Source organism: Corynebacterium sp. HMSC068G04 (assembly GCF_001814885.1).
GTDB classification, from domain to species: Bacteria; Actinomycetota; Actinomycetes; order Mycobacteriales; family Mycobacteriaceae; genus Corynebacterium; species Corynebacterium hiratae.
On the sequence record NZ_KV818297.1, the window covers coordinates 25,104 to 39,279 of the forward strand.

The window sequence follows — 14,176 nt, forward strand, 5'->3', positions numbered from 1 at the left end:
GAGAAGTGTCTCCCCAACTTTACTCGGCAGGAACGAGCTCTACATCTTCTGCCCATGTGAGGTCCATGCCCAGCGTGCGCAGCCAATTCATGGCGTCATCGCCGTAACGCGTGATGCCCTCGACGGCGGCCAGCGTGCGCTCCATGGCGCGCTCGGCCTCCTCGGCACTGATGAGGCCGTTGGAGGTGGCCGCGGCTAGCTCGTCGATGTCGAGCACGTCGACCGGCTCGCCGGAGGTAGAAACCAAGTCGACGTAGAGATCGCGGGGGGTCCACACGTCCCCGTCAACGTCGATGTCGGCGATGTCGATGTAGAAGTCCTGGTGCACGTCCACGCCCTCGCGGAAGTGGAAGATATTGGCGCGCAGGCCGAGCTCCGGCAGCAGCCAAGACTCGAGGTAGCCGAAGCGCGGGTGGTTGGCGCCGCGGGCCATGTACAGGCCAAAATCGGTGACCCGGTAGGTGTCTACCTCGCGCTGGAAACCTTTCGGGTCGACATTGATGTTGTCGGCCGTATTGAAGGTCTCTTGCTTGACTGGGTGCAGGTCTGTGCTCATTAGTTCACCTCGAGGAAAGCCGCGGTAGGTGGGAAGGAACACGAGGATTCAGCAGTGTTAACCGCACCGGAGAGAACCGCCACGATGGTTCCCTTGCCGGTCGTTGCGCGGCCCGAGACCGTGGTTGGCCCATCGGTGTTGATGCCGTTGTTGAAGAGGGGTGTGGTGCCGAACTGGAAGGTGTCCAGGTTGAACCACTGAACGCGCATGGCGCCCTGCTCTTCAGCGGCGGTCGGGGTGCCCAGGGCGGTGAAGAGGAAGACGGCTTCGCCTTCGCCTGCGCCTGGGGCCGGCATCTCGGTCGGGCCAGGCACGGCGATGGCGGAACCCACCGAATCGCCCTGCCCGCCGATGCACTGCGCGGAGACCGTGGGCCAGTAGAACTGGCGGAAGCCGGGGTTATTTCCCTCCGGCATCGCGACGCCGCCCTCGCCGCCTTCACCAGCGGTGAAGTTGAGTGCGGTGAGGATGGCGCTACGGGCCTCCTGCGGGATCCATGGCTGTGCCGCGAAAGCACGAACGCGCTCCTGTGTCTCCGGGGTGGGACGACCGAGGCTGTCCAGCGGGTTGCTGCTCTGGGAGACGTTCACCAGCGAGGAGAGGTCGGGGGCGCCGGCATGTGCGGGCGTGATGCTGAGCAGGCCCATCATCAGGGCAGCAGTGAGTCCGGCTACGCCGCGACGGGCGGAGCCGGTGGAGTGCTGTTCAGAAAAGGCCATGGAGAATCCTTGCGTGTGGGTGGGGAAGTGACGTCACAGAAACTACACAGTGATCACGTCAGTCACAATAGTATCTGCTGTCACAATATTCACTTTTTCGGCGTAGTCAACTCTTTTTAGAGCCCTACTGTGCGGTATGTCGGTTCTTGATATCAATCTGTTACATCCCGCGCGATGCTGCACATCAAAGGGCTAGAGAGTATATTTAAGGGCCGTTCACATCGCTAACGCACCATGCTTTGAAGGAGCACCCCACACGTGAGTAATACTGAATTCCGTAACGTAGCCATCGTCGCGCACGTTGACCACGGTAAAACCACCCTTGTCAACGGCATGCTGGAGCAGTCCGGCGCTTTCGGCGACCATGGCGAACACTCGGATCGCGTCATGGACTCCAACGATCAGGAGCGCGAGCGCGGCATCACCATTCTGGCGAAGAATACCGCCATCCACCGCAAGGGCCTAGGCAAGGATGGCGGAGATCTCATCATCAACGTCATCGATACCCCGGGCCACGCTGACTTCGGCGGCGAGGTCGAGCGCGGCATTTCCATGGTGGACGGCGTCGTGCTGCTTGTCGACGCCTCCGAAGGTCCCCTCCCGCAAACCCGCTTCGTGCTCACCAAGGCGCTGGAGGCGAAGCTGCCGGTCATCATTTGCGTGAATAAGACCGACCGCCCGGACGCCCGCATCGACGAGGTCGTCACCGAGGCCCAGGACCTGCTGCTGGAAATCGCCGCTGGCCTCGAGGACGAGGAAGCAGCCGCTGCCGCCGAGGAGCTGCTGGGCCTGCCGGTCCTCTACACCTCCGGCCGCGAGGGCAAGGCTTCCACTGAGAACCCAGGCAATGGCAACGTTCCGAACGCCGATGATCTGCAGGCGCTTTTCGACGTTATTTATGACGTCCTCCCCGAGCCCTCCGCCAAGGTCGACGCCCCTCTGCAGGCACACGTGACCAACCTGGACTCCGATGACTTCCTTGGTCGTATCGCCCTGCTTCGTATCTACTCGGGCACCCTCAAGAAGGGCCAGCAGGTGGCCTGGATGCACTACGACGAGGAAGGGGAGATGCACACCAAGACCGTCAAGGTGGCGGAGCTCCTGCGTACCGTCGGTTTCCAGCGCCAGCCGGATACCGAGGCCATCGCCGGTGACATCGTGGCGATCTCCGGTATCTCCGACATCATGATCGGTGACACCATCGCGGACGTGGAGAACCCGCAGCCGCTGCCGCGCATCAAGGTCGACGAGCCGGCCATCTCCATGACCATTGGCGTGAACACCTCCCCGATGGCAGGCCAGGGCGGCGGCGATAAGCTCACCGCCCGCTTGGTCAAGGCCCGCCTGGACCAGGAGCTCATCGGTAACGTCTCCATCAAGGTGCTGCCGACCGAGCGTCCCGACGCTTGGGAAGTCCAGGGCCGCGGCGAGATGGCGCTTTCCGTACTCATCGAGAACATGCGCCGCGAGGGCTTCGAGTTGACCGTCGGTAAGCCGCAGGTAGTCACCCAGGTCATCGACGGAAAGACGATGGAGCCCTATGAGATGCTCACCATCGATTCCCCCTCCGAGCACCAGGGCGCTATTACCCAGCTGCTGGCCACCCGCAAGGGGCAGATGCAGTCCATGGACGTGCGCGAGGGCGACTGGGTCCGCATGGTCTTCCGCGTTCCCGCCCGCGGTCTCATCGGTTTCCGCACCCAGTTCATGACGGAGACCCGCGGCGCTGGCATCGCCAACTCCATCTCCGATGGCCTCGACGTCTGGGCCGGTGACATCAAGGCCCGGCCGACCGGCTCGCTGGTGGCCGACCGTTCCGGACAGATCACCGCCTACGCCCTCCAGCAGTTGGCGGACCGCGGTGACTTCTTCGTGGAGCCGGGCATGGAGGCCTACGAGGGCATGGTTGTCGGCGCCAATAACCGTGATGAGGATATGGATATCAACATCACCAAGGAAAAGAAGCTGACCAACATGCGCTCCGCCACCGCGGATGCCACCGTCACCCTCGCCAAGGCCCGGACCCTGTCCCTGGAAGAGGCGCTGGAGTTCTGTGGCACCGACGAGTGCGTCGAGGTCGGCCCGAACGTTCTGCGCGTGCGCAAGGTCGAGCTGTCCGCCACCGACCGCAAGCGCGCGGCCGCCCGCGCCAAGCAGCTCAACAAGTAGTTCGCTCAGCGCCGCCCCGGGCAACTACAGTGGTAGGGAAAGTTTTCGGAATGTAAAGGTTGTGTGGAGTGGACCGTTTCCTGCCTCGGCTTGGCGTTATCCTCGCAGCCGCCCTGCTTACCGCCTGCCAGGCCAACCCCGGTCCGCCGCCGGTGGTAGATGAGAACGATCGCAGTACCACTCCAACGAATTCCAGCACCACGGCCCCGCCACCTGAGGCAGCACCCGAAGAGGACCTTCTGCCGGAGCGCAGCACCGTGGCGATTGGGGTGGACCCGCTGCGCGGCGGGCTCAACCCACACCTAGTGGCGAACAACTCCGAGCTGGTCAACCAGATTGCGGAGCTGGTCCTTCCTTCAGCTTTCCACGGCTCTGAGATGGATACGGATGTCCTGGAATCCGCAGAGGAGATCGAAGCCCCCGGCAGCATTGCCATGCGGGTACGCTATACCATCGCCGGGCCGGCGCAATGGTCGGATGGCACGCCGATCAGCGGCTCCGATTTTAACTACCTGTGGTCACAGATAACGCGCACGCCGGGCGCGAAGGACGTGGCTGGCTACCGGGCAATTACAGCCGTGCGGACCTCCGGGAATGGGCGCGTGGTCACCGTTGACTTTGCCCATCGCGTGGAGGATTGGCAGAAGCTCTTTGCCAACCTCGTGCCCTCCCACCTCCTGGAAGACCGCGATTTCGCCTCGGCCCTGGCTGACGGGATCCCCGCCTCGGCCGGGCGCTACCTCGTCGCCGGAATGGATCGCGGCCGGGGAATCATTACCCTCAACCGCAACGACCGGTTCTGGGGAGAAGATCCCGCGAATATCGACGTCATTCAGCTGCGCGCTGTGCGTGATACCGCGCAGGCGGTGAACATGCTGCGCTCGCACCAGATTGGTTTTGCTGACATCACACCGCAGCAGACCACCCTGGAGAACTTGAGCCTGCTCAGCAATGTCAATACCGGTGTGGTGACCCGGCAACGCCAGCTGCGGCTGAACATGTCGGCCGTCGAGGGAGCGCTCGATGAACAGGCGCAACGCCGTGCGTTGGCCTCGCTTCTCGACACCGACCAACTAGCCCGCCTCGCCACCGGCCGCGCCTCGGAGCTCAAGCCTGGGAACAATCCCTTCGATAGCCACGCGGAGCTCGCCCCATTGCGCGAGCGTGCGGGCCGCAAGCCGGTGCGGATTGCCGTGGATCCCCAGTACCCCACCGCCTTGGCGGCGGCCACCACCATCGTGGACGTGCTCCAAGCCAAGGCCATCGACGCGGAGGTCGTCACCGAACGCCTGACCACGATTACCTCCGACCTGCTCCCGGCGGGCAAGGTGGATGCTGTGGTGGCGTGGGATGAGAACGGCGAGGACGCACTCAGCCTGGCCAACTATTTCGTGTGCGCGACACCCACGCGCCCGGCGGCAACGTTGTCTGGGTACTGCCCGGAAAACTCCGCCGACACTGCCCTGGGTATTCTCTCTGGCGACGTGGATTCCGCGACCGCGCAGGATCGCGTAGAGCATCTCAACAGGGAGGAAGCGCTCTTCGTTCCGCTGCTCAACGAGGTGCGTATCCATGCTTTGGGCAAGGGTATTGTTGGCCCCGGACAAAGCATTGAGGACTGGGACTCCGGCCTCATCAGCGCACCGCAGTGGAGGAAAGATGATGACTAAGGATCTCACTGGCTACCGTGTCGTGGCCGTTCATGCCCACCCAGATGACGAGGTGCTTTTTACCGGCGGAACGTTGGCGGACCTGTCCGCGCGCGGCGCGCAGGTCACGCTGATTACCGCGACGCTGGGAGAGGAAGGCGAGATCATCGGCGAGCCCTACCAGGGCCTCGCGGAGACCGACCAGCTGGGAGGGTTCCGCGCCTGGGAGCTTAAGCACGCGCTCGACGCTTTAGGCGTCGACGGTATTCAGCTGGGTGGTTTCGGGCACTTCCGCGATTCCGGCATGGAAGGCTCGCCCGCTCACGAGAATCCGCGGGCCCTGGTCAACCGCGTGGAAGAGGCCGCCGACCTGATGCGGGGCCACCTTGTCGCGCTGCGTCCACATGCAGTGCTGACCTATGGCCCGGACGGCGGTTACGGGCACCCCGACCATATCGCTGTGCACAAGGCCGTGCATGCGGCTGCCTCGCCTGAGCAGCGCATCTGGTGGGCCGTCTTTGAGCGCGCCGCGCACTACCGCGGCCTCGATGCTGTTACCCCTCCGGAGGGCTGGAGCCTGCCCGATAAGGAGTACCTGGATAACTTCACCAATGCTGGCTGCGATGTGGCCTACGAGCTCACTGACGCGGCTCTCAGCGCCAAGCGCGCAGCGATGCTGGCCCACGCCACGCAGATCTGGCTTGCCGACGGCTCCCTCACTACCGTCAACCCTCACGCCGCCCAGGCGGGCTTGAAGGATCCCGCGGAGGTTCCCGCTGCCTATGCCTTGTCCAACCTGCTCACCATGCCGCTGCTGCGCCACGAGTTCTACCAGCTGGGCCAAGGTGAGCTGCAGGATTCATTGCTGGGGGAGAAATGAGCGAGCGCGCAATCCGTACCGACTTCTCCCGCGGCGAGCAAGTAGGGGGCCTAGTGTGGCTCGTCTTAGGCGCACTCTGCTCGCTGACCTTAGAGGTGGTCTATCTCACCGCCCGCGTGCCATGGTTCGACGGGGCCAGCGTGGCCTTTCCGATCACCATCCTCATCGCCTTTTGGTTCAACGGGGTGCTGACCCGCACAGCGCGGCTGTGGAGTGAGAATCCCTACATCGCGGGCTTGCCCGGTTTAGCTTGGGTGGCGGGTTTCCTCGCGTTCATGCTGGGTGCCGCTATCGGGGACGGTAGCTTGCTGGCCAAAAATATTCTCAGCCTGCTGCTGTTCGCCGCGGGAATCGCGGGTAGCGTTTGGCCATTTTTCGCCTCGGAGTAGCATACTGTTAGTCGTAGAAAACCCGTGACACACAGGAGTTTAAACACCTTATGACTTACACCATCGCGCAGCCTTGCGTCGACGTGATGGACCGCGGCTGCGTTGAAGAGTGCCCGGTCGACTGCATCTACGAGGGCAAGCGCATGCTCTACATCCACCCGGACGAGTGCGTGGACTGCGGCGCCTGTGAGCCGGCTTGCCCGGTGGAGGCCATCTTCTACGAGGATGATGTCCCGGATGAGTGGCTGGACTACAACGATGCTAACGCCGCCTTCTTTGATGATCTCGGCTCCCCGGGCGGCGCAGCTGCGCTCGGCCCGCAGGACTTTGATGTCCCGATGATCGCTGCACTCCCGCCTCAGAACCAGGAGTAATAGATGAGCCGCACGCCGCTGGGAGACACGCTCCCGGATTTTCCGTGGAACTCGCTTGCTGACGCCAAGAAGAAAGCACAGGCGCACCCGGACGGGATCGTTGACCTATCGGTGGGCAATCCCGTCGATCCGGTGGCCCCAGGCGTGCAGTTAGCGCTGTCCGCAGCGGCCGAGGCCCCCGGCTACCCGCAGACACAGGGCACCCCGGAGCTGCGCGAGGCCATTGCGAAGGCGCTGCAGCGCCGCTACAACATGAACGTGGACGCGGTGCTGCCGGTCATCGGCACTAAGGAAGCTATCGCCTGGCTGCCTACCTTGCTGGGCATGCGCGGCGAGACCGTGGCTTTCCCGACGGTGGCTTATCCCACCTATGAAGTCGGTGCACTTCTGGCCGGTGCCAAGCCTCTGCGCGCCGATGAGGATTTCCAGGATGCGTCGCTCGTGTTCATCAACTCGCCGTCGAATCCGACGGGCCGGGTGTTGGGCGTCGAGAAGCTGCGTGAGATCGTTGCCTGGGCGCGCGCGAACAACGCCATCGTGGCCTCGGACGAGTGCTACATGGGCCTGGGCTGGGATGATGAGAACCCGCCGGTGTCCATCCTGGATCCGCGCGTGACCGATGGCGACAACACCGGGCTCATTGCGATGCATTCGCTGTCCAAGAGCGCGAACATGGCTTCTTACCGTGCCGGTTTCTTCGCGGGCGATGCCCAGCTCATCGCGGAGCTGCTGGAGCTGCGCAAGCACGCAGGGCTCATCGTTCCAGGCCCCATCCAGGCGGCCATGGTCGCCGCGCTTGACGACGACCCCTCCGAAGCCCTCCAGCGCCAACGCTACGCCGCGCGCCGTGTGGATCTCATGCGGGCACTGACCGGCGCGGGCTTTCGGATCGAGCACTCCGAGGCTGGGCTCTACCTGTGGGCAACGCGCGGTGAGAACTGCCGGGCGACCGTCGACTGGCTGGCCGAGCGCGGCATCCTCGTTGCACCGGGTGACTTCTATGGCCCAGCGGGCGAGCAATTCGTGCGCATTGGCCTCAACGGCACTGATGAGCGCATCGCCGCAGCCGTGGCCCGCTTGGCTGCGTAAATGGCCTTTCGCCCACCAGCGCGGGAGGGGATTAGCCCGCGTAAGGTGATGCTCACGGGCATCGTGCCCGCCACTCCTACCTATTGGGCAGGTGAGGCGGGCGATTCCGCGTTTTCGCCCGGTACTCGCTTAGAGCCCGGCACTGTGCTTCCCGGCCCAACGCTGGCCTGGTATCACCCTTCGGTGCCTTCCGAAGAGCCTATTCCGTTTGATTACCGCGTGGTGTTTGAGGACGGGGACCTGATAGTCGCGGACAAGCCGCACTTTCTGCCCACGACGTCGAACGGGCGCATCGTGCGCGAGACCCTCCAAACCCGCCTGCGCGTGGACTACGGGGAGGACTCTATTGTGCCGCTGCACCGGCTGGACCGGTTGACGTCGGGGTTGGTGCTGTGCTCGCGTAATCCGCGCACGCGCGCTGCGTACCAGCAGCTTTTTCAGGAGCGTGCGGTGGTGAAGCGCTACCGTGCTCGGGTGGCCGCGCCCTTCTCCTTCGACGGCACGGTGCGGCTGGGCATGCGGCGAGTGCGGGGTGAGCGCCAGGTCCGCGTGGATCCTATCGGCACGCCTACGGTGACTCGGGTGCGCGCTCGGGGAGCGGTGGCCGATGTCTGGCCACTGACCGGCCATACCCACCAGATTCGCGTGGTGCTTAACCACCTGGGGCATCCGATTGTGGGGGACGATACTTATCCGGTGGATCGCGGGTTGTCCCTCTACGATTTTTCCACGCCCCTGCGGCTTACTCACGTAGCTTTGAGCTTTAAGGATCCGCTTTCTGGCGAGAAGCGTGAGTTTCAGCTGTGAGATTCGGCGCTCTTGCGGCGCGCGTTTTAGTTTGCGCTTCGCGAGGGACTAAACTCGTACGAAGTTTTATTCATCATAATTGAGCATTTTGTACGAAGGGCGTGTCCATGGCGGATCTGAGCTTTGCTCGCTTTGCCTCGAATCTTGGCCAGTTCATTAAGTTCGGTCTGGTCGGTGGTTCGGGCACGTTGGTCAACATTGCGACTTCGATTGTGGCTGCAAAGTGCGGTTTGGCGTGGTTTGGTGCCACGCCGCATGACGCGATGTTCAACCTGTTCGGCACGCAGTTCCACGTGCGTTGGTTCATGCTCTTTTCCACGATTGCCTTCTTGGTGGCGAATACCTGGAACTACCAGCTCAACCGCATGTGGACGTTTAAGTCCGTGAACAAGGTGTCTTGGTTGCGTGGGTTCTTCCCGTTCCTCATCACGGGTATCGGCGCCTACCTGGTTACCCTCGCGGTGCAGTACCTGCTGATGAATCCGACCTCGCCGCTGCAACTGCCGCCCGATATTTTCGATGACTCCACGGGCTTCCGCACGATGTACTACTGGGCTAACGCCATTTCCATCGTGGTGGCGATGCCGATTAACTTCATCTTCAATAAGCTGTGGACCTTCCGCTCGACGCCAAAGACGCCGATCGTGGTTCACGAGACCGAACCGGCTTAATACCAGCCCTTTGCCCCGCCTCGCCCCGCACCCTTCGCGCTCACCAGCGTAAGGCTGCGGGGCCTTTGTGTCGCGGCGGTGAGCGGGAAGGGAGGCGTCGGCACGCACCGCTTCCTTCGCGCTCACTGGAGACACGGCGTGGAACCGCTCCATCGTGCTGGTGAGCGCTTAGGGACGAAAATCGGAAACCCGCCCTTTGCGCTCACCGGCATCTAATAGATTCGCTAGTTCCCGTTTACAGTGAGCGGGAAGGGGCGGCGGCAGCGGTTTAGCGGGGCAGGGCAAGGCTGCATTCTTTGCGGGGGCCGGCAGTATCGGCTTGAACTACCCTTGGCGCTCACCGGCGCCTGTAAAAAGCAAGACCCGCCGTCCGCGGTGAGCGCGAAGGGCGGGATGGATGGGGATTGGCCGGGCAGTGCGGTCTAGTCGTCGAGCTCGGAGTCGAGGCGGGCCTGGTCGCGTTGATGCTGGCGGCGGCGAAGGAATGGCGTGAAGATGATGGCGGCGGTCACGCCAGCCCCAGCGCCAAGCAAGTAGGAGGTGGAGTCCGGTGCGTAAGCGTTGTGGGCAATTCCAACGAACATCACAATGAGCGGGATGAGGTAGACGGTCATCGCAGGCCAAATGCGGCCAACAGGCGGGGTGGCGACGCGCTTGCGCAGCCACGCCGTGCCGAAGAGATTGCCGATGATAGACGGTGCGATGGCGAGGAAGCACAGCATGCTCATCTGACCAGGAAGGACCCAGGCGAGGATGGCTGCGGCGACGAGCTCGAGGAAGCGGGTCGGGGTAGCGCTGATGGTGTTGGCCTTGTAGAAAGTCTCGCGCTCGAATTCGTCGCGAGAGGCGCGGTCGATCTCGCGGAGCGTGTAGTTGGCCAGGGCGTTAATCATGTTGTTCATCTCCAAAGACTTCTTCGATGGTTTTTCCCAGTTCGCGGCAGATGTCTAGCGCTAGGTAGACGGAGGGGGAGTAGTTGCCGCGTTCGATATTGGCGATAGTTTGGCGGGAAACGCCGGCCCGTTCAGCAAGGTCGGCTTGAGACATCTCGAGCCAGCGCCGCCATTTGCGAACCATGTTCTGATGCTCGGCCATCTGGCCTCCTTTACGGTGTGTAACTCTTACATGCCTAAGTGTAAAGAAAACTTGTCACGATGGCAATGTTTGCATGCATAAGTGCCAAGTCCAATAAGGCTGGGTCGCCGCAGAAGGGAGCTTGGGATTTCGTCCTTTGAGCAGCTCAAGAGTCGCTTTGATAAGCAAGAAGGCGTCGTTGAGGTGGTAGCGGATATCGTCGGCAGTAAAGCGCAAAACCGTATACCCATGGGCTACGGCCGCGTTCTGCTTCGAGCGGTCCGCTTGAAACGCCCGATCATTTTTGTGGTACTCCCAGCCGTCGACCTCGATGATGAGCTTGCCAATCTTCAGGTCAAAGCGGTACCCCGCAATGAGCGCGTTGTGCTCAGGAAAGATCCCGTCCGCGCTAAGCCTTCGGCTGAGCTGGCGCTCCGGTACGCTATCGGCCCCAATCGGCGTGCGTCGGATAGTCTCTTTCAAGCGCCGGGGAACCCGACGCATCCTTCGCCGGTCATCTTCGAGGCGGGCTGGTCCTGTTTTGCCGCGGTAGTGCGCTTCCAGCAGCTGCCCGCACGCCGCGGCTATACGACGGGCTGCCCACAGCACCTGAACAACAGGCAGGCCATTTACCTTGGCAGTAGCCGACAGGCGTGAATGAGTCACGCGAAAATTTTTGCCCTTAAGCGTGCGCGGGCCCTCGGCTTCCAGCGGAAACGTCAGCTTCCTCCCCAGGTGAATCTCCTGTGCGGTCTTGCCCGTGAAATGTATTCGACTGAGCCCGTGTGCCAGAGCCCGCGCCACGGCAAGCGGCGACCACTCGTCGCTATAAATCCCGCGGTGCACGCGAAAGAGCGTCCCCGCGCGAAGCTTCCGCCTGATTGCCTCCTTGCTCAAGCCCTGCTCGCGAAGCTCCGCGGTCGTCCATGCCTTCATGAAGCTCAAGGTATGCAGTGCTTCACGACGCGTCGAGGGTCAATTCCCCGCCTGTGGATAACTTGGCCCTGCGGCGTCGATTTTGCGCTAAAAAGCTGTCGCGTCCGCAATTTTTGCACCTCTTGCCCGCCCCGAAACTCCCTTGGCGCCCACGGGCAGCCTTGAAAAAGCGACACCCCGGTCGCCGGTGAGCGCGAAGGGAGTGATTGAGTGGGTAAGCTCCTGCGCCTGACCCTTGGCGGCCACCAAGAGCGGACAAACTGTACAACGCTGGTCGGCCGGTGAGCGCGAAAGGTGGGGCGGCGACGGAAACGAGGGGGTTGGGCGGCGATGGAAACGAGGGAGTGGGGCGGCGAGATGGCGAGGGGCGGCTAGCGGGCCTCGAGCTCCTCGGCCGTCGGTAGGGGCAGGCGCGAGGTCGGGGCAATGCCGCGGGCCTTCGCGTTGATGACACCTGCAACTGCGAGTACCGCGAACATGGCGGCGGCGGAGAAGAGTTGGATGCGGGCGGAGGCGTCGGTAAGCATGAGCACCGCAATGGCCGCAAAGAGCGCCAGCGCGAACCACGTGAGGTAGGGGTAGGCCCACATGCGTACCGGCAGCGGGTGGATGGCCTCGAGCTGCGGGCGCAGGCGCAACTGGCTCACTGCGATGAAGACCCACACGATGAGCAGCGAGGCGCCAGCGGCGTTGAGCATGAAGGACAGCAGCCACCCGTTATCTGCATAGTTGAGAACAACCATCACCGCGGAAAGAATGACAGACAGCGCGATGGCCGCCGTCGGGACGCCGCGACGGTCGGTGGCGGCGAAGAGCTTGGGGGCTTCACCGCGGCTAGCCAGCGAGTGCATCATGCGGGAGGAAGCGTAGATCTGCGCGTTAAAAGCAGAGAGCAGTGCGAGAACGATGACCACTTCCATGATGGCAGCAGCACCTGGAATTCCCGCGCGGTCCAAGACCATGGTGAACGGCGACTCGGCAGCAGACTTCGCGGAACCGAGCGAGGAATAGGGCAAGAGGAAGGTGATGACGAGAACAGAGCCCAGGTAGAACACCGAAATGCGCGTAATGGTGGTGCGCACTGCGTTGACGAGGGACTTTTCGGGGTCCTCGGATTCTGCCGCGGCGATGGCGACAACCTCGATGCCGCCGAACGCGAAGGCCACGGCAAGCAAGCCGGCGGCCACGCCGCCGAGGCCGTTGGGCATGAAGCCGTCTTCGAGGAAGACAGACGTGCCGATGAAGGTGTGGCCGGGGAGAAGGCCGAAGATGAGCAGCGCGCCGATAACGAGGAAAGCAATAATGACGGCGACCTTGATGAAGGCGAACCAGTACTCAAACTCACCAAACAAGCGCACTCGCAGCAGGTTGATGGTGCCGAAGAGAGCCACGCAGATGGCTGCGGGGATCCAGGGCGGGCAGTTAAACCACGCGCCGATGAATCCGGCCGCGCCGGTGATTTCCGCGCCCAGAACCGCGACGGTGGCAAGCCAATAAATCCAGCCCTGCGTAAAGCCTGCCCAGCGGCCGATACCGTGCTCCGCATATTCGGAAAAGGAGCCGGATGCGGGGATGACCGTGCCCATCTCACCGAGCATCTGCATGACCAGGATGGCAAGGAATCCAGCGATGAGATAAGCCAGAAGGACCGCGGGGCCGGCGGCGGAGATGCCGACGCCCGTGCCTAAGAAAAGGCCGGCGCCAATGGTGGAGCCCAGCCCCATCATGGTCAGGTGGCGGACCTTCAAGCCGCTGCCGAGTGAGCGAGGAGAGGAATCGTTTTGAGCAGTCACCTTTAGCATTGTAGGCAGCCGCTCGCGGTAAGTGGGCATAAAGGGCCCGGGATCAAGAAAAGCCCCCGCAAGAACGGGGGCCTCAAGCAACAGCGTTTAGTTCTTGTGCAGGTCCTCGTTGAGGGCCACAACCTCAGACTTCCACTCCACGGCCTCGACGGCGCCGGTGACGGAGTTGCGGCGCAGCAGTACGCCGGAAATGCCAGAGAGCTTAGAGCCCTTGATGGTGTCGCCCTCAGACAGGCCCAAAGCCTGCGCGATCTTGCCGAAGACCGCAATCTTGGTACCGGCGGTGACGTAGAGGCCGGCTTCGACGACGGCGTCGTCGCCAAGCGAAATGCCCACGCCGGAGTTCGCGCCGAGCAGGCAGCGCTCACCGATGGAGATGACCTCCTTGCCGCCGCCGGACAGGGTGCCCATGATGGAGGCGCCGCCGCCGATATCGGAGCCATCGCCCACGACGACGCCTGCGGAAATACGGCCCTCGACCATGGAGGCGCCCAGGGTGCCGGCGTTGAAGTTAACGAAGCCCTCGTGCATCACGGTCGTGCCCTCAGCGAGGTGGGCGCCCAGGCGAACGCGGTCGGCGTCACCAATGCGCACGCCGGACGGGACAACGTAGTCCACCATGCGCGGGAACTTATCGACGGAGTAGACCACGACCGGGCCGCGGGAGGCGAGGCGGCCGCGGACCATCTGGAAATCGGCAACCGCGCAGGGGCCGTAGTTGGTCCACACCACGTTGGCCAGCTTGCCGAAGATACCGTCGACGTTCAGGCCGTGAGGCTTGACTGCACGGTGGGAGAGCAGGTGCAGGCGCAGGTAAGCGTCGTAGGTGTCGGCGGGAGCCTCGTCCAGATCCTTGATGGACGTCTCCACCGCGATGCGGGCGACGCCGCGCTCCTCGTCGGGGCCAACGAGGTCAGCGAACTGCTGCGGAACCTCCTCCAAGCGCTCGGTGCCGCTGGCTTCTACAGAGATATCGGTGTGAACTGCGGGGAACCAGACGTCCAGGACGGTGCCGTCGTGGGTAATGGTTGCCAGGCCGCGTGCGGATGCTGAAGTCATAG

General features: G+C 63.1%; 15 protein-coding genes. 8 read left to right on the top strand and 7 right to left on the bottom strand.

Annotated features, from left to right (window positions below):
- Positions 1–19: 19 nt before the first annotated feature.
- A complete protein-coding gene (locus tag HMPREF2993_RS02155; protein WP_070700778.1) occupies positions 20–556 on the bottom strand; it encodes a ribonuclease FAU-1 family protein in 537 nt (178 codons plus the stop codon).
- The gene (locus HMPREF2993_RS02160) at positions 556–1,275 is read right to left on the bottom strand and encodes an Rv1157c family protein (protein WP_070700780.1); all 720 of its coding nucleotides are present in this window, start codon (positions 1,273–1,275) and stop codon (positions 556–558) included. The genes HMPREF2993_RS02155 and HMPREF2993_RS02160 overlap by 1 nt, the downstream gene beginning before the upstream one ends.
- Before the next feature lie 258 nt (positions 1,276–1,533).
- On the opposite strand from HMPREF2993_RS02160, the gene typA reads away from it, so the two are divergent.
- The 8 genes from typA (at position 1,534) to HMPREF2993_RS02200 (ending at position 9,303) form a co-directional block, all read left to right on the top strand.
- Complete coding sequence (gene typA, locus HMPREF2993_RS02165) at positions 1,534–3,444, top strand: translational GTPase TypA (RefSeq protein ID WP_046648270.1); 1,911 nt, start codon at positions 1,534–1,536, stop codon at positions 3,442–3,444.
- Positions 3,445–3,512: 68 nt separating this feature from the next.
- On the top strand, positions 3,513–5,114 hold the full coding sequence (locus tag HMPREF2993_RS02170) for an ABC transporter family substrate-binding protein (RefSeq protein WP_070700783.1): 1,602 nt from the start codon (positions 3,513–3,515) through the stop codon (positions 5,112–5,114).
- Complete coding sequence (locus HMPREF2993_RS02175; RefSeq protein ID WP_049154366.1) at positions 5,104–5,973, top strand: PIG-L family deacetylase; 870 nt, start codon at positions 5,104–5,106, stop codon at positions 5,971–5,973. Before HMPREF2993_RS02170 ends, HMPREF2993_RS02175 begins: the two co-directional genes overlap by 11 nt.
- Complete coding sequence (locus HMPREF2993_RS02180) at positions 5,970–6,362, top strand: hypothetical protein (protein WP_070700786.1); 393 nt, start codon at positions 5,970–5,972, stop codon at positions 6,360–6,362. The genes HMPREF2993_RS02175 and HMPREF2993_RS02180 overlap by 4 nt, the downstream gene beginning before the upstream one ends.
- A gap of 50 nt (positions 6,363–6,412) precedes the next feature.
- On the top strand, positions 6,413–6,736 hold the full coding sequence (gene fdxA, locus HMPREF2993_RS02185) for a ferredoxin (protein ID WP_005327491.1): 324 nt from the start codon (positions 6,413–6,415) through the stop codon (positions 6,734–6,736).
- Positions 6,737–6,739: 3 nt separating this feature from the next.
- Positions 6,740–7,825, top strand: a complete 1,086-nt coding sequence (gene dapC / locus HMPREF2993_RS02190) for a succinyldiaminopimelate transaminase (protein WP_049154371.1) — start codon at positions 6,740–6,742, stop codon at positions 7,823–7,825.
- Positions 7,826–8,632 carry a pseudouridine synthase gene (locus HMPREF2993_RS02195; protein ID WP_046648281.1) on the top strand — a complete coding sequence of 269 codons (807 nt, stop codon included), beginning with the start codon at positions 7,826–7,828 and terminating at the stop codon, positions 8,630–8,632.
- Positions 8,633–8,739: 107 nt separating this feature from the next.
- Positions 8,740–9,303: a GtrA family protein gene (locus HMPREF2993_RS02200; RefSeq protein ID WP_070700824.1), complete on the top strand. Its 564-nt coding sequence runs from the start codon at positions 8,740–8,742 to the stop codon at positions 9,301–9,303.
- A gap of 422 nt (positions 9,304–9,725) precedes the next feature.
- On the opposite strand, the gene HMPREF2993_RS02205 is transcribed toward HMPREF2993_RS02200, so the two are convergent.
- The 5 genes from HMPREF2993_RS02205 to dapD all read right to left on the bottom strand — a co-directional run bounded on the left by HMPREF2993_RS02205 (position 9,726) and on the right by dapD (position 14,174).
- Positions 9,726–10,205 carry a SoxR reducing system RseC family protein gene (locus tag HMPREF2993_RS02205; RefSeq protein ID WP_232745310.1) on the bottom strand — a complete coding sequence of 160 codons (480 nt, stop codon included), beginning with the start codon at positions 10,203–10,205 and terminating at the stop codon, positions 9,726–9,728.
- On the bottom strand, positions 10,189–10,398 hold the full coding sequence (locus HMPREF2993_RS13705; RefSeq protein ID WP_046648286.1) for a helix-turn-helix transcriptional regulator: 210 nt from the start codon (positions 10,396–10,398) through the stop codon (positions 10,189–10,191). Before HMPREF2993_RS13705 ends, HMPREF2993_RS02205 begins: the two co-directional genes overlap by 17 nt.
- 54 nt (positions 10,399–10,452) lie before the next feature.
- Positions 10,453–11,313 (bottom strand): DUF559 domain-containing protein, encoded by an 861-nt coding sequence (locus HMPREF2993_RS02215; RefSeq protein WP_049154375.1) that lies wholly within the window; start codon positions 11,311–11,313, stop codon positions 10,453–10,455.
- 371 nt (positions 11,314–11,684) lie between these two features.
- Positions 11,685–13,115: an amino acid permease gene (locus HMPREF2993_RS02220; RefSeq protein WP_070700789.1), complete on the bottom strand. Its 1,431-nt coding sequence runs from the start codon at positions 13,113–13,115 to the stop codon at positions 11,685–11,687.
- A gap of 87 nt (positions 13,116–13,202) precedes the next feature.
- Positions 13,203–14,174: a 2,3,4,5-tetrahydropyridine-2,6-dicarboxylate N-succinyltransferase gene (dapD, locus tag HMPREF2993_RS02225; RefSeq protein WP_070700792.1), complete on the bottom strand. Its 972-nt coding sequence runs from the start codon at positions 14,172–14,174 to the stop codon at positions 13,203–13,205.
- Positions 14,175–14,176 lie beyond the last annotated feature (2 nt).

Excerpts from the sequence above, each read along its gene's own strand:
- HMPREF2993_RS02155 (WP_070700778.1), bottom strand. The coding sequence starts at position 556 with ATGAGCACAGACCTGCACCCAGTCAAGCAAGAGACCTTCAATACGGCC.
- HMPREF2993_RS02220 (WP_070700789.1), bottom strand. The coding sequence starts at position 13,115 with ATGCTAAAGGTGACTGCTCAAAACGATTCCTCTCCTCGCTCACTCGGC.
- HMPREF2993_RS02195 (WP_046648281.1), top strand. The coding sequence starts at position 7,826 with ATGGCCTTTCGCCCACCAGCGCGGGAGGGGATTAGCCCGCGTAAGGTG.
- fdxA (WP_005327491.1), top strand. The coding sequence starts at position 6,413 with ATGACTTACACCATCGCGCAGCCTTGCGTCGACGTGATGGACCGCGGC.
- HMPREF2993_RS02205 (WP_232745310.1), bottom strand. The coding sequence starts at position 10,205 with ATGAACAACATGATTAACGCCCTGGCCAACTACACGCTCCGCGAGATC.
- dapC (WP_049154371.1), top strand. The coding sequence starts at position 6,740 with ATGAGCCGCACGCCGCTGGGAGACACGCTCCCGGATTTTCCGTGGAAC.
- dapD (WP_070700792.1), bottom strand. The coding sequence starts at position 14,174 with ATGACTTCAGCATCCGCACGCGGCCTGGCAACCATTACCCACGACGGC.
- HMPREF2993_RS02215 (WP_049154375.1), bottom strand. The coding sequence starts at position 11,313 with ATGAAGGCATGGACGACCGCGGAGCTTCGCGAGCAGGGCTTGAGCAAG.
- HMPREF2993_RS02200 (WP_070700824.1), top strand. The coding sequence starts at position 8,740 with ATGGCGGATCTGAGCTTTGCTCGCTTTGCCTCGAATCTTGGCCAGTTC.
- HMPREF2993_RS02180 (WP_070700786.1), top strand. The coding sequence starts at position 5,970 with ATGAGCGAGCGCGCAATCCGTACCGACTTCTCCCGCGGCGAGCAAGTA.
- HMPREF2993_RS02175 (WP_049154366.1), top strand. The coding sequence starts at position 5,104 with ATGATGACTAAGGATCTCACTGGCTACCGTGTCGTGGCCGTTCATGCC.
- HMPREF2993_RS02160 (WP_070700780.1), bottom strand. The coding sequence starts at position 1,275 with ATGGCCTTTTCTGAACAGCACTCCACCGGCTCCGCCCGTCGCGGCGTA.
- HMPREF2993_RS13705 (WP_046648286.1), bottom strand. The coding sequence starts at position 10,398 with ATGGCCGAGCATCAGAACATGGTTCGCAAATGGCGGCGCTGGCTCGAG.